This window comes from Mycetocola lacteus (genome assembly GCF_003667575.1).
Lineage (GTDB): Bacteria > Actinomycetota > Actinomycetes > Actinomycetales > Microbacteriaceae > Mycetocola > Mycetocola lacteus.
In genome coordinates, this window is sequence record NZ_RCUY01000002.1 from 692,770 (window position 1) to 718,336 (window position 25,567).

19 protein-coding genes and 2 riboswitches are annotated in these 25,567 nt (G+C 66.6%); of the genes, 13 read left to right on the forward strand and 6 right to left on the reverse strand.

Features of this window, described 5'->3' with window-relative positions; genetic code table 11:
- Window positions 1-175 precede the first annotated feature (175 nt).
- Window positions 176-682: a MarR family winged helix-turn-helix transcriptional regulator gene (locus tag D9V34_RS05240; RefSeq protein WP_121687792.1), complete on the forward strand. Its 507-nt coding sequence runs from the start codon at window positions 176-178 to the stop codon at window positions 680-682.
- A complete protein-coding gene (locus D9V34_RS05245; protein WP_121687793.1) occupies window positions 679-1,770 on the forward strand; it encodes an NAD(P)-binding domain-containing protein in 1,092 nt (363 codons plus the stop codon). The genes D9V34_RS05240 and D9V34_RS05245 overlap by 4 nt, the downstream gene beginning before the upstream one ends.
- On the opposite strand, the gene D9V34_RS05250 is transcribed toward D9V34_RS05245, so the two are convergent.
- Entirely contained in the window at window positions 1,760-2,752 is a 993-nt protein-coding gene (locus D9V34_RS05250; RefSeq protein ID WP_121687794.1) for a GlxA family transcriptional regulator, read from the reverse strand. The two genes, D9V34_RS05245 and D9V34_RS05250, sit on opposite strands and share 11 nt — an antisense overlap.
- 33 nt (window positions 2,753-2,785) lie before the next feature.
- A complete protein-coding gene (locus D9V34_RS05255) occupies window positions 2,786-3,376 on the reverse strand; it encodes an isochorismatase family protein (RefSeq protein ID WP_121687795.1) in 591 nt (196 codons plus the stop codon).
- Window positions 3,377-3,630: 254 nt separating this feature from the next.
- A riboswitch (glycine riboswitch) is annotated at window positions 3,631-3,720 on the forward strand.
- Window positions 3,721-3,820, forward strand: a riboswitch (glycine riboswitch).
- 52 nt (window positions 3,821-3,872) lie between these two features.
- Between D9V34_RS05255 and gcvP the strand changes: the two genes are divergently transcribed.
- From gcvP to D9V34_RS05285, 6 genes are all read left to right on the forward strand, one after another.
- The gene (gene gcvP / locus D9V34_RS05260) at window positions 3,873-6,818 is read left to right on the forward strand and encodes an aminomethyl-transferring glycine dehydrogenase (RefSeq protein WP_425454444.1); all 2,946 of its coding nucleotides are present in this window, start codon (window positions 3,873-3,875) and stop codon (window positions 6,816-6,818) included.
- Window positions 6,815-7,927 carry a glycine cleavage system aminomethyltransferase GcvT gene (gene gcvT / locus D9V34_RS05265; RefSeq protein ID WP_121687796.1) on the forward strand — a complete coding sequence of 371 codons (1,113 nt, stop codon included), beginning with the start codon at window positions 6,815-6,817 and terminating at the stop codon, window positions 7,925-7,927. The genes gcvP and gcvT overlap by 4 nt, the downstream gene beginning before the upstream one ends.
- 58 nt (window positions 7,928-7,985) lie before the next feature.
- The gene (gene gcvH / locus D9V34_RS05270) at window positions 7,986-8,366 is read left to right on the forward strand and encodes a glycine cleavage system protein GcvH (protein ID WP_121687797.1); all 381 of its coding nucleotides are present in this window, start codon (window positions 7,986-7,988) and stop codon (window positions 8,364-8,366) included.
- Window positions 8,367-8,458: 92 nt separating this feature from the next.
- On the forward strand, window positions 8,459-9,880 hold the full coding sequence (locus D9V34_RS05275) for an L-serine ammonia-lyase (protein ID WP_121687798.1): 1,422 nt from the start codon (window positions 8,459-8,461) through the stop codon (window positions 9,878-9,880).
- An 87-nt stretch (window positions 9,881-9,967) separates the two neighbouring features.
- Window positions 9,968-12,067, forward strand: coding sequence for a bifunctional lysylphosphatidylglycerol flippase/synthetase MprF (locus tag D9V34_RS05280; RefSeq protein WP_121687799.1), 2,100 nt, complete (start codon window positions 9,968-9,970; stop codon window positions 12,065-12,067).
- A 91-nt stretch (window positions 12,068-12,158) separates the two neighbouring features.
- Window positions 12,159-14,285, forward strand: coding sequence for a RecQ family ATP-dependent DNA helicase (locus D9V34_RS05285; RefSeq protein ID WP_121687800.1), 2,127 nt, complete (start codon window positions 12,159-12,161; stop codon window positions 14,283-14,285).
- 56 nt (window positions 14,286-14,341) lie between these two features.
- Here D9V34_RS05285 and D9V34_RS05290 read toward each other — a convergent pair whose 3' ends face one another.
- Together D9V34_RS05290 and D9V34_RS05295 are read right to left on the reverse strand one after the other, a co-directional pair.
- The gene (locus tag D9V34_RS05290; RefSeq protein WP_245991916.1) at window positions 14,342-15,895 is read right to left on the reverse strand and encodes a DUF7059 domain-containing protein; all 1,554 of its coding nucleotides are present in this window, start codon (window positions 15,893-15,895) and stop codon (window positions 14,342-14,344) included.
- Between the two features lie 100 nt (window positions 15,896-15,995).
- Window positions 15,996-16,469, reverse strand: coding sequence for an 8-oxo-dGTP diphosphatase (locus D9V34_RS05295; RefSeq protein WP_121687802.1), 474 nt, complete (start codon window positions 16,467-16,469; stop codon window positions 15,996-15,998).
- A gap of 76 nt (window positions 16,470-16,545) precedes the next feature.
- Here D9V34_RS05295 and D9V34_RS05300 point away from each other — a divergent pair, with 76 nt between their 5' ends.
- From D9V34_RS05300 to trxA, 5 genes are all read left to right on the forward strand, one after another.
- Window positions 16,546-16,902, forward strand: a complete 357-nt coding sequence (locus D9V34_RS05300; RefSeq protein WP_121687803.1) for a hypothetical protein — start codon at window positions 16,546-16,548, stop codon at window positions 16,900-16,902.
- A 151-nt stretch (window positions 16,903-17,053) separates the two neighbouring features.
- On the forward strand, window positions 17,054-19,336 hold the full coding sequence (locus D9V34_RS05310) for a DUF6049 family protein (protein ID WP_183091855.1): 2,283 nt from the start codon (window positions 17,054-17,056) through the stop codon (window positions 19,334-19,336).
- Window positions 19,329-20,969, forward strand: a complete 1,641-nt coding sequence (gene murJ / locus D9V34_RS05315; protein ID WP_183091856.1) for a murein biosynthesis integral membrane protein MurJ — start codon at window positions 19,329-19,331, stop codon at window positions 20,967-20,969. The genes D9V34_RS05310 and murJ overlap by 8 nt, the downstream gene beginning before the upstream one ends.
- 100 nt (window positions 20,970-21,069) lie before the next feature.
- On the forward strand, window positions 21,070-22,038 hold the full coding sequence (gene trxB, locus D9V34_RS05320) for a thioredoxin-disulfide reductase (RefSeq protein WP_030147586.1): 969 nt from the start codon (window positions 21,070-21,072) through the stop codon (window positions 22,036-22,038).
- A gap of 18 nt (window positions 22,039-22,056) precedes the next feature.
- Window positions 22,057-22,377: a thioredoxin gene (gene trxA / locus D9V34_RS05325; RefSeq protein WP_030147585.1), complete on the forward strand. Its 321-nt coding sequence runs from the start codon at window positions 22,057-22,059 to the stop codon at window positions 22,375-22,377.
- Between the two features lie 71 nt (window positions 22,378-22,448).
- Here trxA and D9V34_RS05330 read toward each other — a convergent pair whose 3' ends face one another.
- Window positions 22,449-23,426, reverse strand: a complete 978-nt coding sequence (locus D9V34_RS05330) for a ParB/RepB/Spo0J family partition protein (RefSeq protein ID WP_121687806.1) — start codon at window positions 23,424-23,426, stop codon at window positions 22,449-22,451.
- A 2-nt stretch (window positions 23,427-23,428) separates the two neighbouring features.
- Window positions 23,429-24,388 carry a ParA family protein gene (locus D9V34_RS05335; RefSeq protein WP_121687807.1) on the reverse strand — a complete coding sequence of 320 codons (960 nt, stop codon included), beginning with the start codon at window positions 24,386-24,388 and terminating at the stop codon, window positions 23,429-23,431.
- Window positions 24,389-25,567: the final 1,179 nt, after the last annotated feature.

Consider the following 25,567-nt stretch of genomic DNA (forward strand, 5'->3'; position numbering starts at 1 on the left):
ACGGCCGGGGATCGATCCAGGCTACCGGGCGCGGCGGCAGAAAACGTAGCGGGAGGCGCGGATGAAACGTCTCACCCCTCCATTCTGTGGTCATCTCCGGGGTGTACGGGCACCATTCCGCCCTCGGCGTAAGGCCGCGGGCGTTATAGTTAGCGGGCATGCTTTGGGAGGAAAAATGACCGATGTTCCCTGGCTCAGTCCCGCGGAAATGCAGGCGTGGCTGCGCTTTATCGCGGTGGTGCAGCTGCTCCCCGGAGCGCTCGAGTCCGAGCTCCAGGCCGACGCCGGGTTGACCCACTACGAGTACTTCACCCTGGCAAAGCTCTCCGAAGCCCCCGAACGGACCCTGCGGATGACCGCGCTGTCCGACGCGACCAACGCCACACTGCCCCGGCTGTCCCACGTGGTGCGCCGCCTCGAGGAGCGCGGATTGGTGGAGCGTTTCCCCTGTGCGGATGATCGCCGGGCGACCAATGCGCGGCTGACCGACGCCGGGTGGGAGATCGTGGTGGCCGCGGCCCCCGGTCACGTGGAGACCGTGCGCAAACACGTCTTTGATGCGTTGGGAGAGGACCTGGTGGGCGCGCTGGATGAGGTCAGCACCCGAATCCTGCGCACCCTGGATCCCAGCGATCGACTCCACGCGCTGACCACGCCCGGCACCGATTCCCCGACTCGATGAGTGCGGAGAACATCGACGTCTTGATCATTGGAGCCGGCCAGGCGGGGCTCGCCACCGCCCAGGAGCTTCAGCGCCGCGGCGTCACCAGCATGCGGATCATCGACCGCGGCCCCGGGTCGGGTGGTGCCTGGCAGCACCGCTGGGCCTCGCTGCGGCTGGACGATGCGCACCAGGTTGAGGACCTCCCCGGGCTCGACACCCTGGGGCTCAGCTTCCGTACGGCCCCCGGGGATGAGCCCGCCCGCGACATCGTCGCCGACTATTACTCCCGCTACGAGCGCGCCTACGGCCTGCCGATCCGGCGACCGATCGAGGCGGTCGCGGTCACCGCGGACGGCCCCGACCACACGCTTCGGGTCACCACCCGGAACGCGGTCACCCGGGCCTCCGATACCGAAATCCTGGCCCGGATCGTGATCAACGCCTCGGGTACCTGGACCCGCCCGATCCAGCCCGAGATTCCCGGCCGGGAGCGCTTCACCGGGCGTCAACTGCGCACCCCCGAGTTCGTGGCCGCCGAAGAGTTTGCCGGGCAGCACGTGATCGTGGTCGGCGGCGGGACCAGCGCGATCGGGTTTGTGCTGGAACTCTCCCCGGTGGCGGCCCGCGTGCAGTGGGCAACCCGGCACCCGGTGGACTTTAGCGAGACCGTGGGCCTTGCCCGCGATCATGCCCGGGCCGCGGTCGCCGCCCAGGACGAGGCAGCCCGAGCGGGGGAGATCCTGCCCAGTATCGTCTCGGGCACCGGCGTCCCACTGACGCGGCGGATGCGCCAGGCGCGTGAGGCGGGGATCCTGGTCGAGCGCCCGCTGTTCACCGCGATGACCGACACCGGCGTGATCTGGCCCGACGGGACCACCGAAAACGTGGACGCGATCATCTGGGCCGCCGGCTTCCGCGCCGAGGTAGACCACCTGGAACCGCTCGGCCTGGCCGACCCCGGACACACAATCCGCGTCGAGCGCGGCCGGGCGATCGATGAACCGCGCCTCTTCCTGGCTGGCTACGGTCCACAGGCCAGCACGATCGGGGCCGCCCGTTCGGCCCGGGCCACCGCGGCGCAGGTGGTGCAGGCGCTCAGCGAATAGGGGTGCGGAAGCCGCGTCGATAGGTGCCCGGCGTGGTGCCCAGGTGGCGATGGAAGGCGCGAATCAGGGTATCCACCGATCCCAGCCCCGTGGACGCGGCCACCGCGTCCAGCGAATCATCGGTGGATTCGAGTATCCGCCGCGCGGCCTCGACCCGCAGCGACTCCACATACTGTCCCGGGGTCTGCCCAAACTCCTGCCGAAACACCCGCGCGAAGTGGCGGTCGCTCAGGTTTGCCTGCCGCGCCAGGCGCTCGACCCCCAGGTCGAATTCGAGGTTGTTGGAGATAAACAGGCGGAGCTCGTCCATGTCTCGTGACACGGGCGCATCCCGCAGCGGCACGCTGAATTGACTCTGGCCGCCGGGCCGCTTGAGATAGACGACGAGCTGCCGGGCCACGGCGATTGCCATCGGGTTACCCAGGTCTTCGGCCACCAGGGCCAGGGAGAGATCCAGGCAGGAGCTGATCCCGGCGGCGGTCCAGATCCGCCCCTCGTGGATAAAAATCGGATCGGCGTCCACCTCGATCCCCGGGTGTTCGGTGGCGAGTTGGGCCGCCGTGGACCAGTGCGTGGTGACCCGCCTGCCCTCGAGGACGCCCGCCCGCGCCAGGATATGCGCGCCCACGCACACCGAGGCGATGCGAGCAACCCGCGGTTCCAGCACACGCACCCAGTTCACGATGTCCGGATCGCACACCGCCACGATGCGGCCGTGCTCATCGGCCTCCGCCGCCCCGGGCACGATCAGGGTGTCGATGTGTCGAGACGCCAGCTCCGCGAGGGTGCAGTCGGGCAGCAGCCGAACGCCCGCCGCAGTGCGAATCGGACTCGAATTGGGAGCGGCGATCAGCACCTCATAGTGCGGGGATGCCCCGCCCTCCCGGTTGGCCAGCCCGAATACCTCGGCCGGCCCGGTGACATCGAGCAGGTCGACCCCGTCAAATGCAAGGACCGCTATCGTGCGCACCGAATTCACCATGTCCTCATCCTCGGTGACGCGGATGCACTGGCGCTAGTCCGCGAGCGCCGCAATCGTGGGAACTACAACCGCGTAGAGGTCGGCGATGGTGGCCAGGGCCGAGGCGTGCAGCCGGGGCGCGCTGACGTCGGTGTCGAGCACTCGCAGCGGGCGGGTGGCGCAGGCATCAGCGATCACGGTGGCCGAATTGCCGCGGAGGAAGGCACCCTCGGCGGTGAAGGTCACACACATGTGGGTCATGAATCCGGCGATGATCAGCGCGTAGTTGCCGGCGGCATCAACCAGCTCACCCAGGGTGGTGTCCACAAACGAGTTGGGGGCGGTCTTCACCACCACGGCCTCCCCGTCCCGCGGGGCGACGCGGGGGTGAATCTGACCGATCTCGGCCCGAATGTCATAGGGCGTTCCGGGGCCGCCATCGTTGATCACGTGGATCACCGGGGTCCCGGCGGCGCGAGCCCGTGCGAGCAGATCAGCGGCGGCATCGAGCGCGGGTGCCCAGCCCTCGAGCTCCATCACGCCGGTGGTGTAGGTGTTTTGATAGTCGATCAGCACGAGGGTGGATGCGGTCAGGGACGCGGGTTCGGCGGAGAATCCGTTGAGTTCGCGCAGGGTGGTGGACATGAGGGCTCCCTTGGGGTTGGGCCGGTTCGGTCGCCGCGGTGTGCGGTAGTACCAGCCTCGCCGCCCGAGATCATGGCCGCAATGGCGAATGATTCGCAGTTTCTGCCACGACGTAGTCACCGGGCCCGAAACCACCCCGTGTTACGGGCAGGTAACCACCCGCTGTATCCGTGCCGGGGATGTCGCGCGCGCGGTGGGCGCGGGCCCCAAAACCGTGTAGATTGATGCCGAACACCCACAATCACATACGCCACTAAACCACCGCGGGAGAGTCCCGATGTTTGGGCGCCGTAGGAGCAAACCCTCCCCGGGAATCTCTCAGGCCCATGGACCGCAGTGGTGCGGCAACTCTGGAAAGTGATCCCCCATCCGGGCGGATCCACCGACGGTGCAGGTGCGGAATCCCGCGCGAAATCTCTCAGGTACAGCTACAGAGCGGGGAGGAACCCATCGTCGTTTCCGGCGCGCCCGCGCCGGTACCCATATTGGAGTTCCCGTGACCCTGGTCGACCCGTCCGTATCCGTTTCCGCCGCCGAACACACGCAGCCCGCGCCCGAGATCGGCTTTGCCGAGCGTCATATCGGCGTGCATCGGGATGCCGAGGTGGCTCACATGCTCGGCGTCATCGGGCAGCCGAGCCTCACCGCGCTGGTTGACACCGCGGTTCCCACCTCGATTCGCCAGTCGGCACCGCTGAACCTGGCCCAGCCGCTCTCCGAGGCCGACGTTCTCACCGCGCTGCGCGCGCTGGCCACGCAAAACACCACCGCCGTGCAGCTGATCGGTCAGGGCTACTCCGACACCATCACCCCCGCGGTCATCCGCCGCAACGTGCTGGAAAGCCCCGCCTGGTACACCGCCTACACCCCGTATCAGCCCGAGATTTCGCAGGGACGCCTGGAGGCGCTGCTGAACTTCCAGACCATGGTCCAGGACCTCACCGGGCTCGATGTCGCCGGTGCCTCGCTGCTGGATGAGGGCACCGCAGTGGTTGAGGCCGCGCTGCTCATGCGCCGCGCGACCCGCGGCCTGCCGGATGATGCGCCCACGGTAATCGATGCCGATGCCTTCCCGCAGACCATCGCCCTGCTGCGCGGCCGTGCCGAGGCGCTCGGGTTCGAGATCATCGTCGCCGACCTCTCCCGGGGCCTGCCCACCGACCTGCCCGAGGGTCCGCTGGGCGGCGTGATTGTGCAGCAGCCCGGCGTTTCCGGTGCGATCGTGGATCACTCGGCGGTCATCGCCGCGGCCCACGAGCGGGGTGCCCTGGTGACCGTCGCGACCGACCTGCTGGCCCTGACCCTGCTGACCTCCCCGGGGGAGCAGGGCGCCGATATCGCCGTGGGTTCGGCCCAGCGGATGGGTGTTCCGCTCTTCTTCGGTGGCCCGCACGCCGCGTTCATCTCGGTGAAGAAGGGTCTTGAGCGTCAGCTGCCCGGACGTCTGGTCGGCGTCTCGGTGGACGATGCCGGACGCCCCGCCTACCGCCTGGCCCTGCAGACTCGCGAGCAGCACATCCGCCGCGAGAAGGCCACCTCCAACATCTGTACCGCGCAGGCTCTGCTGGCCGTGGTCGCCTCGTTCTATGCGGTGTATCACGGTCCCGAGGGGCTGACGGACATCGCCCGTCGTATCCACCGCCTGGCCACCGGGCTGCGGGATGCACTGGAATCCGCGGGTATCACCGTGGTCAACGCAACCGCGTTTGACACCCTGACCGTGGCCGTACCCGGCCGCGCGGCCGAGGTTCTGGCCGCCGCCGAGGGTCGCGGAATCAACCTGCGCCGGATCGATGTCGACCACGTGGGAGTGGCGGTCAACGAGGTCACCACCGCGCGCATCCTCGACCACGTACTGGCCGCGATCACCGGCACCGAGGGCGCACCGGTTGCTCCGGCCGACGCCGACCGGATCCCCACCGAAATTGTGCGCACCAGCGCCTTCCTCACCCACCCGGTGTTCCACCAGCACCGCTCGGAAACCCAGCTGCTGCGCTACATTCGCCGCCTCTCGGACCGCGACCTGGCCCTGGACCGGACCATGATTCCGCTGGGATCCTGCACCATGAAGCTCAACGCGGCGGTCGAGATGGAGGCCATCTCCTGGCCCGAGTTCGCCTCGATTCACCCCTTCGCCCCCGATCACCAGACCGTGGGCTGGCGCACCCTGATCACCGAGCTCGAGGAGGATCTGGCCGAAATCACCGGCTATGACCGGGTCTCGGTGCAGCCCAACGCCGGTTCCCAGGGCGAGCTGGCGGGCCTGCTGGCGATCCGCGGCTACCACCGCTCGCGCGGGGATGAGGCGCGCACCATCTGCCTGATTCCGGCGAGCGCGCACGGCACCAACGCGGCCTCGGCCGTGCTCGCCGGGATGCGGGTTGTGGTCGTGGCCACGGCCGCCGACGGCACGATCGATCACGCCGATCTGAACGCCAAGATCGCCGAGCACCGCGACGTGCTGGCCGCGATCATGATCACCTACCCCTCGACCCACGGGGTCTTCGACGCCGATGTGCGCGAGGTGTGTGATGCGGTGCACGCCGCCGGGGGCCAGGTCTACATCGACGGTGCCAACCTCAACGCGCTGGTCGGCCTTGCCAAGCCCGGGGAGTTCGGCGGCGATGTCTCGCACCTGAACCTGCACAAGACCTTCTGCATCCCGCACGGTGGCGGCGGACCCGGCGTCGGACCGGTCGCCGTGCGCGCCCACCTGGCACCTTTCCTGCCCGGGGACGCGACGGACCCGAACTCCACGACCCCGATCTCCTCGGCCCGCTTCGGCTCGGCCGGGGTCCTGCCAATCAGCTGGGCGTACGTGCGCCTGATGGGTGGCGAGGGTCTGACCCGCGCAACCCGCACCGCACTGCTCTCCGCCAACTACCTGGCCGCCCGCCTGGATGAGTACTTCCCGGTGCTCTATCGCGGAAACGACGGCCTGGTTGCGCACGAGTGCATCCTGGATCTGCGCCCCATCACCGCGGCCACCGGCGTCACCGCCGAGGACGTGGCCAAGCGCCTGATGGACTTCGGCTTCCACGCCCCGACGCTGTCCTTCCCGGTGCCCGGCACCCTGATGGTTGAGCCCACCGAGTCCGAGGACACCACCGAGCTCGAGCGCTTCGTGACCGCGATGCGGGTGATCCGCGCCGAGATTGCCGCGGTTGAGGCGGGGGAGTACCCGGTCGCCGAATCGCCGCTGCGCCGCGCCCCGCACACCGCGGCCGCGCTGCTCTCGGACAGCTGGGATCGCCCCTACGGTCGCGAGCAGGCGGCCTTCCCGGTCCCCGGACTGCGTCAGGACAAGTACTTCCCGCCGGTGGGCCGGATCAACCAGGCCGCCGGAGACCGCAACCTGATCTGCTCCTGCCCGCCCCTGTCGGCGTTTGAGGAAAATGTCTCCGCAGAAAACGCCACCGAGGAAGCCGAGGCCACCCGATGACCGAGCGCACCACCGCCCTGTACGACGCCCACGCCGCCCTCGGCGCGCACTTCACCGATTTTGGTGGCTGGCAGATGCCGCTACGCTACGGGTCCGAACTCGCCGAGCACACCGCGGTGCGCACCGCCGCGGGCCTGTTTGACCTGTCCCACATGGGTGAGGTCTGGGTGCAGGGACCGGATGCGGCCGCCGCGCTGAGCTTCGCGCTGGTCGGGGCCTTCGACACCCTGGCCGTGGGCCGCGCCAAGTACTCGCTGATCGTGGCGGAGGACGGCGGGATCCTCGACGACCTGATCGTCTACCGCCTCACCCCCGAACGCTTCCTCGTGGTCCCGAACGCGGGTAACGCCGAGCTGGTGGCCGGAGAGCTGACCACCCGCGCGGCCGGATTCACCGCTACCGTCACCGATGCCAGCGCGCACACCGCGCTGATCGCCCTGCAGGGTCCGCGCGCGGTCGAGATCCTGGCCACCCTGGTGCCCGAGGCCGACCACGGAGACCTTTCCGCGCTGCGCTACTACGCGGCCATCGAGCTGAGCGTAGACGGCGAACCGGCGCTCGTTGCCCGCACCGGCTACACCGGAGAGGACGGCTTCGAGCTGTTCATCCCCAACTCTCGCGCCGCGGAACTCTGGGACACCCTTCTGGCCGCCGGGCTCACCCGCGGCCTGATTCCCTGCGGTCTGGCCGCCCGAGACTCGCTGCGCCTCGAGGCGGGCATGCCGCTCTACGGCAACGAGCTGACCCGCGAACTGACCCCGTTTGATGCGGGATTCGACCGCGTGGTGAACCTCACCGAGGGCCACAACTTCGTGGGCCGCGCGGCACTGGAAGCCGCCCGGGATGACCGCACGGGCCGCCGGGTCCTGGTGGGTCTGCGCGGCGAGGGCCGCCGAGCAGCCCGGGCCGGCTACCCGATCCTCAGCGAGGGCACGGTGATCGGCGCGGTGACCTCGGGCCAGCCGAGCCCGACCCTCGGGTATCCGATCGGATTTGCCTACGTCGACCCCGAATTCGCGACCCCCGGCACCCCGGTCCAGGCAGACCTGCGCGGCAAGCCCGAGGCGTTCACCGTGGTTGAGACCCCGTTTTATCGCCGTACCCGCTAATCCACAGCACCATCACCCACAGCACCACCACACACCCCATCACCATCGAAAGGCACCCATGAGCACCGTTGCCCCCAACCTGAAATACTCCGCCGAGCACGAGTGGCTGGCCGCCGGCGATCCCGCAACCGTGGGCATCACCGCGGTCGCCGCCGAGGCCCTCGGTGACATCGTCTACGTGAGCCTGCCCGAGGTGGGTGACACCGTGACCGCGGGCGCCACCTGCGGCGAGGTCGAGTCCACCAAGTCCGTGTCCGACCTGTACGCGCCGGTCACCGGTGAGGTCATCGCCATCAACCAGGCGGTGCTGGATGATCCCGCCCTGGTCAACGGCGACCCGTACGGTGCCGGCTGGCTCTTCACCGTCGCCGTGACCGCCGAGGGCCCGCTGCTGAGCCCCGAGGAGTACGCGGCAGCAAACGGCGTCACCGCGCCGTAACCCGGTGCCGTGGCCGCCGGTGACATCGCGCGGCCACGGATCACGGATCACCGGGCATCGACGTCCGGCGCATCCACATCAAAGGAGTTCCCATGAGTGTTGGCGTTTTTGATCTGTTTTCGATCGGAATCGGACCCTCGAGTTCACACACCGTCGGCCCGATGCGGGCCGCAAATATTTTTGCCACCGAACTGCGTGATCACAATCTGCTGGGCAGCGTCGCCGAGCTAAACGTTCACCTGTACGGCTCGCTCGCGGCCACCGGACGCGGACACGGCACCCAGGGCGCGATCCTGTTGGGCCTCTCGGGGTTTGATCCGGAAACCATCGGACCCGACACCGTCACCGAGACCCTGGCCGGCATCGCCGCCGGGGCACCGCTGCTCCTGGGCGGCGAGCGCGCGATCACCCTGGGGGAGGACGATATGATCCTCCACCCGCTCACCGTGCTGCCCCGGCACACCAACGCGATGCGGCTGAGTGCCCTGGATGCGGCCGGGGTCGAACTCGCCACCGAAACCTTCTATTCGATCGGCGGCGGCTTCATCACCCGCGACGGCGCCCTCCCCGAGGCTGTCCTCGATGTCCAGCCGATCCCGCTGCCCTTCAGCAGCGCCGCGCGCCTTCTCGAACACTGCGCCGAACGGGGCATCAGCATCTCCGAGGTCATGCGCCACAACGAGCTCGCCACAACCGATGCCGCGGGCCTGCGCTCGGGCCTGCTCCACATCCGTGACGTGATGAACCAGTGCGCCGACTCGGCCATCGCCCGCACCGGCGTGCTCCCCGGCGGGCTCGACGTGAAGCGCCGCGCGCCCGCCTGGCATGAGCGTTTACGCGCGTTGGATCCGCACCGCGATCCGCTGTACTGGCAGGAGTGGGTCAATCTGGTGGCCCTCGCGGTCAATGAGGAAAACGCCTCCGGGGGACGGGTGGTCACGGCCCCGACCAACGGTGCCGCGGGCATCATCCCGGCGGTCCTGTTTTATGCGGTCCACTACGCCCCGAGCGTTCGGGCGCTGATGAACCCCGACGGCGGCACCGAGGCGAGCCCCGAGCTGGTGGCCCTGCGTGATGACATCACCGAACGGTTCCTGCTCACCGCCGCGGCAATCGGGGTGCTCTATAAGGAGATGGCGGCGATCTCCGGCGCCGAGCTGGGCTGCCAGGGGGAGGTGGGCTCGGCCTCCTCGATGGCCGCGGCCGCCCTCGCCGAAATTCTCGGTGGAACCCCCGCCCAGGTCGCCAACGCGGCGGAGATCGCGATGGAGCACAACCTCGGACTCACCTGCGACCCGGTGGGCGGGCTGGTGCAGATCCCGTGTATCGAACGCAATGCGATCGGCGCCGCCAAGGCGGTCAACGCGGCCAAGATGGCACTGTGGGGTGACGGCACCCATCGGGTATCCCTCGATCAGGTGATCCTCACCATGCGTGACACCGGAAATGACATGAGCAGCAAGTACAAGGAGACCTCGCTGGGCGGCCTGGCCGTGAACGTGGTGGAGTGTTAATACAGCACAGGAGGGTGTTGTTCACGGTGTTTCCCCTGGTAATACCCGTAGAGTTTTGAGACCTATGTTGTCTTGCGAAGGGGTCTCATGACGACCGTCGAACAATCCGCCCCGGCGACGCCGGCATCCCGGTGGCACCCGCGCCGCTGGTTTGAGACCGTTCGCCGGCTGCCCTTCAGCTTCGGTCTGATCGCCGTCGTGCTGTTCCTGGGGGCCACCACCGGTGCCCTCTGGGATCCCTTGCGTCACCGCCACTGGTTCCACCTGGTGGCCTACGGTGTGCCCGCATTCGATGCCGGACACTGGTGGACCCTGATCACCGGAATGTTCTGGGCGGCCCACCCGGCAATGTACGTGTGGTTCCTGATTCTGGTGCCGTTCTCGCTGATCCGCCTGGAGCTGCGTCGCGGCTCCGGTGTGGCCGCCGGGTACTTCATTTTCGGCCAGCTGGCGGCGGTGCTCACCAGCGCACTCTTCCTCTCAATCTTCTCCGATCTGGGCTGGGAGTGGGCCGATAATCTGGCCACCACGGTGACCGTGGGCATGATGCCCGGACTCTTTGCCGCGCTGACCGCGACCATCAACAGCCTGCCCGATCCCTGGCGCAGCCGGGGCCGGATGATCCTCATCTATGTGGCCGCGATCGGCGTCCTGTTCCTGGGCATTCTGCCCGCGCTACTCAACGCCGCGGCAATCATCATCGTGCTGGCGATGGGCACCCGCCGCCGCAAGCGCGCCCCCAGTATTCATGAGCGTCGCTTCACCACGTTTGTCACCATCCTGGGCCTCGGCGCGATCCAGCTGATCCTCACCGTGGTGCGCACCCACGGGCCCTTCGGCGACACCTCGCTGCTTGAGGGTTCCTGGGGCCACGCGGTCGTGAACGCGCTGATCATCCTGGTGCTGGCCAACGGGCTTCGCACCGGCCGCCGCCTGGCATGGGTGCTGGCCCTCGGCCTCTCGCTGATCAACATCCTGGCCGGCCTGTCCTTCTTCCTGATCGTGCAGACCAGCATTCCCGAGCTCGAAGACATTCGCGCCTACGCCAGTAGCACCAACGTGACGATCGCCGACGGCGTGCTGTGGCTGATCTTCTTCATCTACCTTCTGGTGGCCCACGGCGCCTTCACCGTGCCGTTCCGTCGCCGCCTGCCCGGTGGTGGCGGCGGCAATGAGCGCAGCGTCCGCGAGGTTCTGCGCGAGAGCGGCGGCGGGACCCTGTCCTGGATGACTACCTGGCCCGGAAACCGACACTACTTCAGCCCGACCGGCCGCGGCTTTGTCACCTATCAGGTGCATGCCAAGACCGCGATCGCGCTGTCCGACCCGATCGGACCGGTCGCCGAACGCACCGAGACCGCCCGTCAGTTCATCGCCTCGGCCGAGAAGGCCGGGTTTGTGCCCTGCTTCTTTGTCGCCAGTGAGGCCCTGCGCACCGAATCGCTGCCCACCTGGCGTTCCCTTCAGGTCGCCGAGGACACGATCATCGATCTGCCCGGCCTGGCCTTTACCGGCAAGCGCTGGAACTCGGTGCGGACCTCACTCAACAAGGCCGACCGCGAGGGCGTGACCTTCCGCCTGACGCACCTGTCCGAGGAGCCGCGCAAGGTTCAGCAGCAGGTGCGTCAGATCTCCGAAGCCTGGCTCGGGGATAAGGGCCTGCCCGAGATGGGCTTCACCCTGGGTGGTGTCGATGAGGCGCTGGATCCCTCGGTCCGCCTGGCCCTGGCCTATAACGCCGAGGGGGAGATTGATGGGTTCCTGAGCTGGCTTCCGGTGTACGGCGAAAACGGCACTATTCACGGCTGGACCCTCGACCTGATGCGGCGCCGCGAGGGTGGGTTTGGTCCGGTGATGGAGTATCTGATCGGTCGTTCGGCCCAGGAATTCTCCGCCGAGGGTGCGATGATCGCGTCCCTTTCCGGTGCGCCGCTGGCCCACCTGGGTCAGCGTGGCGGCAACATCATCGACAACCTCCTGAGTGGGCTGGGAGAAGCCATCGAGCCGCTCTATGGATTCCGCTCGCTGCACGCGTTCAAGCGCAAGTTCAACCCGCGCTACGAGCCGGTCTACCTGCTCTACCGCGACGAGGGAGACCTCGCACGGATCGGACTGGGCCTGGGTCGCGCGTTCCTCCCGGATGCCACAGTGCCGTCGCTGGTGCGCAGTCTGCGCGCCCCGAAATAACCCGCAGTCCCCAACGCAGAAACCGCGCCGTGGCCCCGTGCCCCGGCGCGGTTTCTGCGTTGGGGACGGGGGTTGCTGCAAGACTGGGGGCATGTCCACGAGCCCGATCGAAGCCGAAGCCCGCGCCATCCTCGCCGATTTGACCGGCGTTCCGGATGCCCACTTTCACGAGGGCCAGTTTGAGGCCATCAGCACCCTGGTCGATGCGCGGCGCCGCGCGTTGGTGGTGCAGCGTACCGGTTGGGGCAAGTCTGCCGTCTACTTCATCGCGACCCTGCTGCTGCGTCGCCGCGGCGCCGGACCCACGCTGCTGGTTTCGCCGCTGCTCTCGCTGATGCGCGATCAGGTGGCGGCGGCCGCCCGGGCCGGGGTGCGCGCGGTCGCGATCAACTCGGCCAATGCGCACGAGTGGGACGATGCCCGCCAGGCCCTGGCAAATGACGAGGTCGACGTCCTGCTGGTCTCGCCCGAGCGACTGAACAACCCGCGCTTCCGCGACGAACAGCTGCCCGCCCTGATGGGGCGGATCGGCCTGCTGGTGATCGATGAGGCCCACTGTATCTCCGACTGGGGTCACGACTTCCGTCCCGACTATCGCCGGATCGCCGAGCTGATTCGTGCCCTGCCGGCCAACCTGCCCGTTTTGGCCACCACGGCCACGGCCAACGCCCGCGTGGTCACCGACATCGAGGAGCAGCTGGCCGTGGATGCGGGTGGCGTGGTCACGATCCGCGGGTCGCTGGCGCGTGCCTCGCTGCGCCTCGGCGTCCTGGAGCTGCCGGACTCACGTGCCCGCTTGGGCTGGCTGCTCAGTCATCTGGGGGATCTCCAGGGCAGTGGCATCATCTACGCGCTGACCGTCTCGGCGGCCGAGGATACCGCCCGGCTGCTGCGCGATGCCGGGCACAATGTGCGCGCCTACACCGGCCGGACCGACACCGATGAGCGTGCCGAGTCCGAGCTGATGCTCAAGAACAACGAGCTCAAGGCCCTGGTGGCCACCAGCGCGCTGGGGATGGGCTTCGACAAGCCCGACCTGGGATTTGTGGTGCACCTCGGCGCCCCGTCCTCCCCGGTGGCCTACTACCAGCAGGTGGGTCGTGCCGGTCGCGGAACGGACCGCGCCGATGTACTGTTGCTGCCCGGAAGCGAGGACCGCGAGATCTGGCGCTACTTCGCGACCGCCTCGATGCCGGATGAGGAGCGGGCCCGCGCGGTCCTGGAAGCGCTCGGCTCCGATCCGATTTCCACCCCCGCGCTGGAGGCTCGGGTGAATATCCGACGCACCCCGCTGGAGCTGCTGCTCAAGGTCCTGGACGTGGACGGCGCCGTGCACCGGGTGACCGGCGGCTGGGTCGGGACCGGCCAGCCCTGGACCTACGATGCCGACCGCTACGCCCGGATCGCGCGGGCCCGCCTGGACGAGGAGGCGTCGATGATCGAGTATCAGCGCACTACCGAGTGCCGGATGGCGACCCTGCAACGCGACCTGGACGACGATACCGCGGCGCCCTGCGGTCGCTGTGACCGGTGCACCACCGCCTGGTATCCCTCCTCGATCAGCGAGCAGGCGGCCACCGAAGCCGCCGGTTCTCTGGATCGGGTGTCGGTCGAGATCGAGCCGCGCCGTCAGTGGCCCACCGGCGCCGACCGCCTGGGCATCACCCTGGACGGCGCCGCCGTGCGTGGCAAGATTCCCGAGGCCCTGCGCGCCGAACCCGGGCGCGCGATCGCCCGACTCACCGACCTCGGCTGGGGCGGGACCCTCCGCGAGATTTTCGCCCCGGGCACCCCGGATGCGTCGGCCAGCCCGGCACTGCTCGGCGCCGCGATTCGTGTGCTGGCCACCTGGGGGTGGAGCGCGCGACCGGTCGCCGTGGTGTCGGTCCCCTCGCGCTCGCATCCGCAGCTAGTGGACTCTGTGGCGCGCGGCCTCGCGGGTGCCGGCAAGCTACCGTATCTGGGTTCGCTTGAGCTCGTGAACGGTGGCCCGCGCGGCAGCGCCGGCGGCAACAGCGGCTATCGCCTGGCCGGGGTCTGGGACGGTTTCACCGTGGGACCCGACCTCATGGCACACCTCGCGCAGGTTGGGCCCGGCCCGATCCTACTGGTGGATGATCGGGTCGACAGTCGGTGGACCCTCACGGTCAGCGCCCTCGCGCTGCGTCGGGCCGGTGCCACCGCGGTGCTGCCCTTCGCGCTGGCCATCGTCGCCTAGCATCAACACAACGGGCCCGTAACCCCACTCAGAGGTTACGGGTCCGTTACTGTTTTCTAGGCCGAGGCTGGGGCCGCGAATTCCTCCGGGACCAGGAATCCCTCATCCAGCAGTTCGCGCAGACGGGGGAGCAGCTCGGCCCCGAGGGCCGCCTCATCCACCTCCAGGAGCTGAGCGATCGCCGCCACGAGCACACCCACCTCCAGGGTTCCATCGCTCGCCCCCACGATCGCCGCAAGTCCGGTGTCCAGGTCCACGGTGCGACCAAATCCGGCACCCTGATGCAGGGTCATGACGGAGGGATCCTCATTACCCGGCCAGTAGTGTCGCTCCTCGGTCACGTCCCCGCTCACCCGGAGAGCCTCGGCGCCCAGTGCCGCGTCGTCGCGGGCAGCCTGCCAGTCACGAGCCGCAAGCACCTGACCGACGTGTGCTCCCAGGGCACCGGATACCCGGCTGGCCACACGCTCGAAGCGTCGCCAGGGTGCCAGTCCCTGGTCGCCGCGGCGAAGCAGTACATAGCCGAAGCCAATGCCGGTGGTGGCTCGGCGATCGAAGTCATCCAGCCAGGCCCCGCACAGGCGCTCAAACTCGGGATCACCGGGGCGGGTGCCTCCGTCGCGAATCCAGGTTTCCGCGTAGCGCACCGGATCCTGGCGCTCACGCTCAAGCACCCAGGCATCCACGTCGGCATCTAACCAGCCGCGAATCCGATCAAATGCATCCTCGTCGGCGCGATACTCCCAGTTCCCCAGCATCTGCACAATCCCGCCGGGGACAAGAAAGCGCGGCGCCGTCTCGATCATCTCGCGCACGATATCGTCTCCCTCGCGTCCCCCGTCACGGTACTCATACTCGGGAGCACCGGCGTCGCGCGGAGTAATCACAAACGGCGGGTTCGACACAATCCGGTCAAAGCGTTCTTCGGCTACCGGTTCAAACATATTCCCCAGGCGGAATTCGATGCCCTGCGCCTGATTGAGGTCGGCATTGAATTGAGCGATATCGAGCGCACGCTGGGAAATGTCCGTCGCGATCACGCGTTCGGCGTGACGGGCCAGGTGGAGCGCCTGAATGCCGCATCCGGTTCCGAGATCCAGAGCCAGCGAGATCGGCTCGGGGATGATCAACCCGGCCAGGGTGCGGCTCGCACCGCCGACGCCCACCACATGGTCCGCGCGCAGCGCACCACCCACGATGAGTTCACCCAGGTCGGCGGCGAGCCACCAGTCAACCGACTCGGCGCCGTCGGTAAAGGCATAGGGCCGCAGCTCAAGCTGGGCACGCACCACCCCGACCTCAACCCGCACCAGCGCGAGCGCCTCGAGACCGGCCACGCCGGTTTCGGGGAACGCGCTCTCGACCTCCGCGGCGGTGCAGGACTGACCCAGCACAAACAGTCGCGCGCAAATCACACGGGCAAACGTCGGGTCGCTGGGGTCGTCGTCGCGGGCGATCAGCAGCCGCTGGATCGGCAGGGTGTTACCGCGAACGAGGGCGGCATCGGCATCCTCACCCCAGAGCGCGAGCAGGCTCGCGGTGCGGTAGTCGGCGCGGAGAAGGTCGGCGCGCAGGGCGTCGATGAGTGCTGGATTTTGCTGGAGAGTCACCCACCCATTCAACGCCATTTCCGGCGGCGAACGAAACCACCGGGGCGCTAACCTGCTTGACCGGTGTCGCTACAAGAGTTGTGGTAACCGTACTGAGAAGTTAGCGCTTGACGAGGACTGCAGTGGCGTTATCGGGTGCAAAATCAAAGTCCACGGCCACCGACTCACCCGCCAAAACACCGGGCAGCCAGTATCGTGCGTCGTCCCACATGAGGTCGAAGGGAACCTCTTCAACCGGGACCCATCGGGCGTCCAGCTCGGCCGTGGCGATCGGCTCACCCCGGTGATCGCGCGCGCTAAACACCCAGGAACGCTGACTCCACTCGGTTCGGGACGGGAAGCGATAGTCGATGTAGCCATGAGCACGGAGGTCTTCCGGCGCCACAACCAGGCCCACCTCCTCGAGCACCTCGCGCACAATCGCCCGGGTCGGGGTTTCGCCCGGCTCGAGTTTTCCACCGGGTGCAACCACCCGCCCCTGGCCGAGTCCGCGGCGCTTTTCCCCCAGCAGAACCTCATCCCCGCGTGGCGTGGAACGGATCAAATAACACACACAAACTTCTGGGAGTTCCATCTAATCAGGCTATCGTGCCGCACGCGGCCCGATCATTGCGTACCCTTGTTCGGGGACATCCGCTAAAGGAGCACTCATGCGAACCACCGCCAACGACCTGATCAGGCTACGCCGCGACGCCACTCTCGAGCGCGCGGTGCTGATCGAGGCGCACGCACGCGCCGGCGAGGACCCGCACGACTTTATCCCCACCCTTCCCACCATTGACGAGCTGGTGGTCACCGAGCTGCGCAATTCCGAGATCGACGACCGTGGGCTCACCGCCCAGTACATCCTTGCGCGCATGGCGGGGGCGAGTTCCCGCCCCGAGGCCGCACTGCACGCCGCCGATGCCGACCGAGTGGAGCGCGAAATTCTGCGTGAAATCGGCCTGATTCACCCCGAACTGGCCCGTACCGTGTGGAGCATGCTCGGCCGCCTCGACGCCGCATGAGCATTTTGTCCCCGGGTCACGGTGTATCGGCACCCCGCTATGCCCCGGCGAGGCCCGGGTTCCCGGCGGTGCGGCGCACCGCCGATGCTCAGCCTCAGCCCGTAGAATCAATTGTTATGTCGTGCGCCCTGTGGCACGCCTGAGACTGCCTATGACACGATTTCGCCCCCTGAAGCGCACGCGCACCGCACTCATCGCCGCACTGACGGCCATGGGTGTGCTGAGTGCGCCGCTGGCCGCGCAGGCCGTGACGATCCCGGCCGCGCCCCCCACAAGCATTACCGTGAAACAGGAACCCGCCGCGGCTCCCACCGAGGGCGCCGCGGTTTCGCTTACCCAGTCCTCTCCGACGATCGCGCCGGATGGAACGATCACCTTCACCACCACGATCACCAATTCCACCGATTCTGCCCTGGCGGCGGGCAAGGCGACGCTCAGCTCCGGGCCACTCCCGCTGTCCACGCTGGAACAGTTCACCGGCTGGTTTGACCGCTCGATTGATGTGCGTTTACCCTACGCGCTGGCCTCGGTTTCGGTGCCTGCGTTGGCACCGGGGGAGAGCTTCACCACCGACCCCGTCACACTGACGGCGGAGCAGTTGGAACTACATTCCGTTTATGGAAATTACGCCGTTCGCGCCTACTACGTGACCGGCCCGGAGATTTCCGAGGCTCGCACCAGCGTCCTGTTTGATCCCGGCACCGGAGCCACCACAGGCGGCTTGGCCATTGCCGTGCCGATCACCGCGCCGCCCAGTAGCGCGGGCCTGATTCCGGTGGAATCACTGACCGAGTGGACGGCGCCGGGAGGCATCCTGAGTCGTGAATTGGACGCCGCGCTGGATCGTCCGGTGACCCTGGCTATTGACCCGATGATTCTGGCCTCGATTCGCAGCCTGGGCACCACGGCCCCGGAATCTGCCACTAACTGGCTTAATCGGTTACAGAACGCCTCGAACCCCAGTTTTGTCCTGCAATACGCCGATGCAGACGCCGCCCTGCAGGCCCAGGCCGGAGCCGAGGCCCTGCTCGCACCGACCTCTCTGTCTTACGGATTGCTCCCGGCAAATTTCCCACCCCCACACGATTCCACGCAGGGTTCGAGTTCGACGCCCGAGACGTCCGACCTCCCCACCCTTGACCAGCTCACCGCATGGCCCGCCTCCGAACAGGGGATCGTATGGCCCGGATCCGACTCGGTCAAAGCCGCCGATCTGAAGGTCATCACCGCCTCCGGTGGGCACACCACGCTGCTCGATGGCTCGGCGCTCGAACCGGAAAAGGCCTCGACCCCCGGCGCGCATCGCACGGTGGACGGCAACGACGTACTCGCGGCCGAGCCGACGCTTACCAAGCTGATTCAGGATCTGGTTCACCCGGGATTGGACGGTCAGCCCGGCGCCGATCTCACGCACATTCGCGCGGCCTTTGCCGCGTTGGCCACCGAGCGCGGGGCCGATCAGCGTTCATACCTGGTGACGCTTCCGCGCGGATGGGCGGATACCGCCGTCAATCTCGACGCGGCAATCGCCCAGCTTTCGACCATTCCCGAAACCCACATCGTCTCGCTGGACACCCTCCGCGCCCAGCCCGCGGTCGAGGGAACCCTCGCGGAACACTCGGTCCCGGGCGAGCGGGTAAAGGCCGCAAAACTCCTTCTGCAGCGCGAACAGGACCTCAACCGGTTTGCCGGTGCCCTCGAGGATCCGGCCCTGCTTACCGGACGCGAGCGGGCGCAGCTACTCTCGCTCTTTGCCGTGGCCTGGCGCGACCAGGGATCCGCCTGGAATGGCGCGGTGACCGAACACGATGAGCAAACCACCGCGACCCTGGGCGGCATCACGCTGGCCCCCACCACTCAGTTCAACATGGTGAGTTGGCAGTCAAACCTAGGATTCTCGGTGCGCAATGATCTGCCCTATACGGTCAAGGTCACCCTGGACGTGGAATCCGACAACCTGCGTCTGGCTATCGACTCCTCGGTGACCCGCGAAATCAAGCCGTTTGCCACCGAAAAGTTCACGGTGCCGGTGCGCGCGCGCATCGGTAACGGGCAGAGCACCCTCTCACTGAGTCTGCACGCGCCCGACGGAACACAACTGGGGGCGGCCAGCTCGGTGCGCGTCAACGTGCGGGCCGACTGGGAGATCATTGGCTCGGTTGCGCTGGGGAGCCTGGTGTTCCTGCTGCTGGCCGGTGGGCTGTTCCGCACCATTCGCAAGCGGCGCCGCGGTGCGGTAGACCCCGCACCCACAATCGAAACCAGCGATTCGGCCCAGGATGCGCAGTCAGATCCTGATGCGCAGGCTGCCGCGGATGCTGAGCCTGCCTCGAATGTGGGCGCCGACCCAGACGCTGCGACACGCTCAGACACTCAGGCCGACCCGGATGCCGGCCCCGATTCACTCCCCGAAAAGGCCCCCACACATGGCTAAACCCGCTTCCATCGCGGGGATCGGTCGCGCAAGCGCCTTCCTCGCTTCCGGCACCATGGTGTCCCGTGTGCTGGGATTCATCAAGGCGATTCTGATCGCCCGCACCATCGGCCAGGTGGGTGTCAGCGGTGACGCCTTCGCAACCGCGAACATCCTGCCCAACACAATCTTCACAATCATCGCCGGCGGTGTGCTTTCGGCCATCCTGGTCCCGCAGATCGTGAAGGCCACGGTGCACGCCGACCGTGGCGCCGCCTATATCAACAAGCTGCTCACGATCACGCTCAGCGTGCTCGCCGCAACCACCCTGGTCGCGATGGCCGCAGCGCCGCTGCTCATTAAGCTCTGGGCCTCGAGCTACGGTCCCGAACAGGCAGCCCTGGCCACCGTGTTTGCCCTGTGGTGTCTGCCACAGCTGTTCTTCTACGGTCTGTACTCGATGCTTGGGGAGATCCTCAACGCCCACAAGATTTTTGGGCCGTTCACCTGGTCGCCGGCGCTGAACAACGTGGTCGCGATCGCCGGACTCTTTGTGTTCATCGGCATGTTTGGTGCCGACTCACAGGGGCTGCGCACGGCCTCCGAATGGTCCCCGATGATGGTTGCGGTCCTCGCCGGCAGCGCAACCCTCGGAGTTGCCGCCCAGGCCCTGATCCTGTTCCGCTACTGGAAGGTGCTCGGCCTGCGCTTCCGCCCCGACTTCGCCTGGCGCGGGGTGGGACTGGCCGAGACCGGCAAGCTCGCCGGGTGGTCGTTTGCGATGATCATGGTGACCACCGCGGCGGGCATCGTCCAGTCCCGCGTGGTCTCGGCGGCTTCGGGTCCGGATAACCCCTCGATCTTTGCGCTGCAGAACGCCTGGCTGATCTTTATGCTGCCGCACTCGGTGCTGGCCGTCTCGCTGACCACCGCGTACTTCACCCGGATGGCCGAGCATGCTCGCGCCCTGGACTACGACAAGCTCAAACTCGATGTGTCGGCGGCGCTGCGCAACGTGAGCCTCATGATCGTCGCGTCGGCCGCCATCTTATTCACCGTCGCCTTCCCGTTCGGATTCCTGTTCACCGGTTCCCCGAGCCAGGCCATCGGCATCGGTTTTGTGATCATCGCGTTTGTGGTTGGTCTCGTGCCGTTCTGCTTCCTGTTTGTGCTGCAGCGCACGTTCTACGCGCTGGGGGACACCCGAACCCCGTTCTTCTTTACCGTGTTCCAGGCCGTCCTCTTCAGCGTTTTGGCGGCCGGATGTCTGCTGCTGGATAAGTCGGTGATCGGCTTTGGTGTTGCCCTGGCCACCAGCATTGCCGGGACCGCTCAGGCATTCGTGGCGTTCTTCCTGCTGCGCCGCCGCCTGCGAGGTCTGGACGTCCAGCAGATCGTCAACAGCATGGCAATCTTCACGTTCTCGGCGATCCCGGCGACCATCGTCGGCGTGGTGAGCATGCTTCTGATGGGGGGCATGAACACCGGCGGCTGGGCCTTTAGCAGCCCGATCACCGCGATCATTTCGATGATCATCGCCAGCGGCGTCACCGGCGGTGTTTATCTGCTGTTCCTCTGGATACTGCGCGCCCGCGAACTGGCCACGATCACGGCACCGTTTGCCAAGATTGTTCGCCGTCTGCGCCGGGCCTAGCCGGTTCTCACGCTGTTTTTTGGGCGTCCATCTCCCTCGGGAATGCATGCCACGTACAATGTGTTCTACCCTCCAACAGGACATTCTCAAGGGAGTCTAATTGCGTAACGTCATCATTATCGGATCCGGCCCGGCCGGCTACACCGCCGCCATCTACGCGGCGCGTGCGAACCTCAATCCGCTCCTGATCGCCTCGAGCGTTCAGGCCGGTGGCGAGCTCATGAACACAACCGAGGTCGAGAACTTCCCCGGTTTCCCGGAGGGTATCCAGGGCCCCGAGCTCATGGCCAAGATGCAGGAGCAGGCCGAGAAGTTCGGCACCGAGGTCCTGCTGGACGATGTCACCGAGCTGGATCTGTCCGGCGACATCAAGCGCGTGGTCACCGGCTACTCGGGTGAGTTTGAGGCCGAGTCGGTGATCTTCGCCACCGGTAGCGCCTACCGCAAGATCGGTCTGGCCGATGAGGAGCGTCTGTCCGGCCGCGGCATCTCCTGGTGCGCAACCTGCGACGGTTTCTTCTTCAAGGAAAAGACCATCGCCGTCGTGGGTGGTGGAGACTCCGCCATGGAGGAGGCCACCTTCCTGACCAAGTTCGCCAGCAAGGTCTACGTGATCCACCGCCGTGACACCCTGCGTGCCTCGAAGATCATGCAGGAGCGCGCCCACGCGAACGAGAAGATCGAGTTCATCTGGAACGCCGAGGTCACCGGCATCAGCGGCGAAAACGCCCTGAGCGGCGTCACCCTGACCGACACCGTCACGGGGGAGGAGCGCGAGCTCGCCCTGGACGGTCTGTTTGTCGCGATCGGTAACGACCCGCGCACCCACCTGGTGCACGGCAAGCTGGATCTGACCGAGGAGGGCACCATCGCCGTCTCGGGTCGCTCGTCCAAGACCAACGTCGCCGGCGTCTTCGCCGCGGGTGATGTGATTGACCCCACCTACCGTCAGGCGGCCACTGCGGCTGCTTCCGGTGTCGTGGCAGCCCTGGATGCCGAACACTATCTCGCAGCGCGGGAGAGCGGCGTACAGGACCCCGCAGGCATCGATCTCGCACCCGCTAACTAAGAACATAAGGAGTACATCATGAGTGCACGTGCAGTATCCGAAGCAACGTTCCAGGCCGAGGTTCTCGACTCCGAGAAGCCGGTTCTGGTTGATTTCTGGGCCGAGTGGTGTGGCCCGTGCCGCATGGTCTCGCCGATCCTCGACCAGATCGCCGCCGAGAACACCGACAAGCTCGACATCGTCAAGGTCAACGTGGACGAGAACCCGCAGCTGGCTGCGCAGTTCCAGATCACCTCGATCCCCGCGATGAAGGTCTTCAAGGCCGGTGAGGTTGCAAAGACCATCATCGGAGCCAAGCCCAAGGCAGCCCTCGAGGCAGACCTGGCCGCTTTCCTCTAAGCCAAGCACAAACACAAAAACCCCGGATTATCCGGGGTTTTTGTGTTTAACTCGGTACGTGGTGTGCGGACCTAAGCGGGGTCGATGCTCTGACCGAGCTCTCGGAGGATCCGGTTTAGGTCACCCACGGTGGCGAAGTCGATGGTGACCGAGCCCTTACGAGCACCCAGGGTGACCTTCACGCGGGTGTTGAGGCGGTCTGCAAGGGTTTCGGCTACCTCGTCCAGGTATCCACGCTTATTGCCCGCTACGGGCTTGCTGGAGCGCGGGGGAGCGGACTTGGTAGCGGCGGACTCTGCCGCGCGCACGGACAGGTCCTCGTTGATGATCTTGTCCGCCAGGTGATGCATTTTCTCCAGGTCGTTGACCGAGAGAATCGCACGTGCGTGTCCTGCACTCAGCACACCGGCAGCAACCTTCTTCTGCACCGAAGCAGGGAGCTTCAGGAGGCGCAGGGTGTTACTGATCTGCGGGCGTGAGCGTCCGATTCGTTCGGCCAGCTGCTCCTGGGTGATGCCGAAGTCGCTGAGGAGCTGCTGGTAGGCGGAAGCCTCTTCCAACGGGTTCAGCTGCGAGCGGTGCAGGTTTTCCAGCAGAGCGTCGCGCAGCATGTCCTCATCGGCGGTCTCCTTGACCACCGCGGGGATCCGCTCAAGGCCCACCTCGCGGCTTGCCCGCAGCCGCCGCTCACCCATAATCAGCTCGTACTTGCCAGCCTGGGTGGGATGCGTGCGTACCACGATGGGCTGAAGCACTCCCACCTCGCGGATACTGACGACCAGTTCGGCCAGGGCCTCCGGCTCGAAGTAGGTGCGCGGCTGGACCGCGTTGGGGATGACATCGGCGGGATTAATGTCGATAAGACGCGCCCCCGGTACCGAAACCAGCTGCGGTTCGGCATCGGTGGCGGCTTTTGCGCCCGAGTTTTTCCCCGCCGGCTGTTCGGTGGCGGGGAAGAAGACGTCGACCGGTCGGGAAGCCGTGGGGTTATCACTGGTCGGAATCAGCGCGCCGATTCCGCGGCCAAGCCCCGTGCGTTTTGTTGCCATTATTAGGCGTCCTTTCGGATGGTCGACTGACGCTGTTCAAACTTACGACCCCACACGGCGATCTCCGCGGCTGCTTCGAGGTAGGAAACCGCGCCGAGGGAGCTCGGGTCATAGCTGATGACCGTCTGCCCGAAGCTCGGTGCCTCTGAAATACGCACCGTACGTGGGATGACCGTGTGCAGCACCTGGTCGGGGAAGTGGGTGCGAACGTCCTCGGCGACCTGATTCGACAGGTTGGTTCGCCCATCAAACATTGTCAACAGAATGGTCGAGAGCCGAAGGCCCGGGTTGAGGTGCTCACCGATGAGCTGGATGCTGCTCAGGAGCTGGCTCAGGCCCTCGAGCGCGTAGTACTCGCACTGAATCGGGATGAGGACCTCGCGAGCGGCCACAAACGCGTTAATGGTCAGGAGGCCGAGGGAGGGCGGGCAGTCAATGAAGACATAGTGGTACTGCCCCGCGGCCTCCTCCAGGAGTGAGTCCACGGCTGTGCGCAGCAGGTGCTCGCGACGATCCTGGGTGACTAGTTCGATTTCCGCGCCGGCCAGGTGGATCGTTGAGGGTGCACAGAAGAGGTTGTTGGGAAACTCCGGGCTCGGCATCACAACATCGCTCAGGGCGAACCCGTCGATCAGAACGTCGTAGATACTGGGGGTTTCGGCCGTGTGCTCGACTCCGAGCGCGGTGGACGCATTGCCCTGCGGGTCCAGATCGATAACCAGCACTCGCGCCCCGGCCTTAGCGAGTGCCGCGGCAAGGTTGACGGTGGTGGTGGTCTTTCCCACCCCACCCTTCTGGTTGGATACCGCAAGCACTCGGGTCTCGCGGGGGAGCGGCACGGGGAACTGGCCGATTACACGGCGACGCTTACTCAGATCCGCAATCTCGCGCGCGAGAGGCGTTCCTGCGTCTGGGGTGGCGGTTTCGCCGGTGACCTCGCGGTCAGGCTGTGACTGTTTCACGTGAAACGGGCTCCGATCTGTGTCCTCTTAACCGTATCGCGCCCAGCCGACATTTGGGGTGTCGATTTCCGCGTGCCGACGCACATTGACTCATAGGATCGCGCACGCCAACCGGGCATCTTCGGGCAGACTTCCGTACCCACGTGCCGCCGAGCCACACTCGTCACAAAAAAGTTTCACGTGAAACATCTGCCCCGTGCTGACGCGTGCCGACACCTGGCACCCACTGCACCCGGCGTCGATTGATACGCGCGAGCGATCGTCGCGATCGCCCCACTATACGGCGATACAGCGATACGAGAGTAGGTTGCGGGCGCGTCCGGCGTTGATCTGTGGGCCGTGTGCTCCTGCCGAGCTCACTCCGAACCGAGACATGCTCACCCCCCCGACAGAATGCCCGTAATTTCGGCACAAAAATTTTGCCCGAGGTTTACCCTCACCCCCCAACAGGCGCCCTCTACGTGATTCCACTATGTTTCACGTGAAACATGATGTCCATCCGCAGCTAGCGGTACATCCAGGTGGGGGAGTGACCCTACCCGACGAACGCACGCTCCCGACGACAACAAATCGATCCGACAGGCCTGTGAGTGGCAACAACCACGTATCCCGAACCGACCGCGGCCAGGGCCCGGCATAACGACCCGTCGTCTCGCACCTGTTCGTGGACCCTACGCACTCGACGGCGTCGACGGAACATTGCCTACCTACATCACCCAGCTCCTACGCTGTGTCTGTAACGAGAAGCAGTGCACAGCCACGACTAGCCAAGCCCCGCCCTGCCACTTGGACCGTGTGATGCCAGGTCGGCCTGACCTCGGCCGGATCACGAGCATAGATGAGACTTGCTCACGAGGCGACACCGAGGATCGTGAGTGTCCCTCACACCCGAACTCTCGGTCTCGTATCTCCTCCACTCCGGCCGCTTGGCGCTGCTCCCAATCAAACGCAAACGCTGCGCGATTCGTCCAGGCACCATCGGCTGGCCTGTCAGAGACGCGGCACTCAAACTTTGCTCCTTTGCTCCTTTGCTTCCTTGCTCCTTTGCTTCCTTGCTCCTTTGCTTCCTTGCTCCTTTGCTTCCTTGCTCCTTTGCATCCTTGCCCCCTTGCCGCCTTGCCACCAAGCTCAGGTCCGATCGACCCCCCCCCCCCCCCCCCCCCCCCCCCCCCCCCCCCC

What these genes read in the sequence shown, in the direction of transcription:
- D9V34_RS05240 (WP_121687792.1), top strand. Translation starts at nt 176, where the DNA reads ATGACCGATGTTCCCTGGCTCAGTCCCGCGGAAATGCAGGCGTGGCTG.
- D9V34_RS05245 (WP_121687793.1), top strand. Translation starts at nt 679, where the DNA reads ATGAGTGCGGAGAACATCGACGTCTTGATCATTGGAGCCGGCCAGGCG.
- D9V34_RS05250 (WP_121687794.1), bottom strand. Translation starts at nt 2,752, where the DNA reads ATGGTGAATTCGGTGCGCACGATAGCGGTCCTTGCATTTGACGGGGTC.
- D9V34_RS05255 (WP_121687795.1), bottom strand. Translation starts at nt 3,376, where the DNA reads ATGTCCACCACCCTGCGCGAACTCAACGGATTCTCCGCCGAACCCGCG.
- gcvT (WP_121687796.1), top strand. Translation starts at nt 6,815, where the DNA reads ATGACCGAGCGCACCACCGCCCTGTACGACGCCCACGCCGCCCTCGGC.
- gcvH (WP_121687797.1), top strand. Translation starts at nt 7,986, where the DNA reads ATGAGCACCGTTGCCCCCAACCTGAAATACTCCGCCGAGCACGAGTGG.
- D9V34_RS05275 (WP_121687798.1), top strand. Translation starts at nt 8,459, where the DNA reads ATGAGTGTTGGCGTTTTTGATCTGTTTTCGATCGGAATCGGACCCTCG.
- D9V34_RS05280 (WP_121687799.1), top strand. Translation starts at nt 9,968, where the DNA reads ATGACGACCGTCGAACAATCCGCCCCGGCGACGCCGGCATCCCGGTGG.
- D9V34_RS05285 (WP_121687800.1), top strand. Translation starts at nt 12,159, where the DNA reads ATGTCCACGAGCCCGATCGAAGCCGAAGCCCGCGCCATCCTCGCCGAT.
- D9V34_RS05295 (WP_121687802.1), bottom strand. Translation starts at nt 16,469, where the DNA reads ATGGAACTCCCAGAAGTTTGTGTGTGTTATTTGATCCGTTCCACGCCA.
- D9V34_RS05300 (WP_121687803.1), top strand. Translation starts at nt 16,546, where the DNA reads ATGCGAACCACCGCCAACGACCTGATCAGGCTACGCCGCGACGCCACT.
- D9V34_RS05310 (WP_183091855.1), top strand. Translation starts at nt 17,054, where the DNA reads ATGACACGATTTCGCCCCCTGAAGCGCACGCGCACCGCACTCATCGCC.
- murJ (WP_183091856.1), top strand. Translation starts at nt 19,329, where the DNA reads ATGGCTAAACCCGCTTCCATCGCGGGGATCGGTCGCGCAAGCGCCTTC.
- trxA (WP_030147585.1), top strand. Translation starts at nt 22,057, where the DNA reads ATGAGTGCACGTGCAGTATCCGAAGCAACGTTCCAGGCCGAGGTTCTC.
- D9V34_RS05330 (WP_121687806.1), bottom strand. Translation starts at nt 23,426, where the DNA reads ATGGCAACAAAACGCACGGGGCTTGGCCGCGGAATCGGCGCGCTGATT.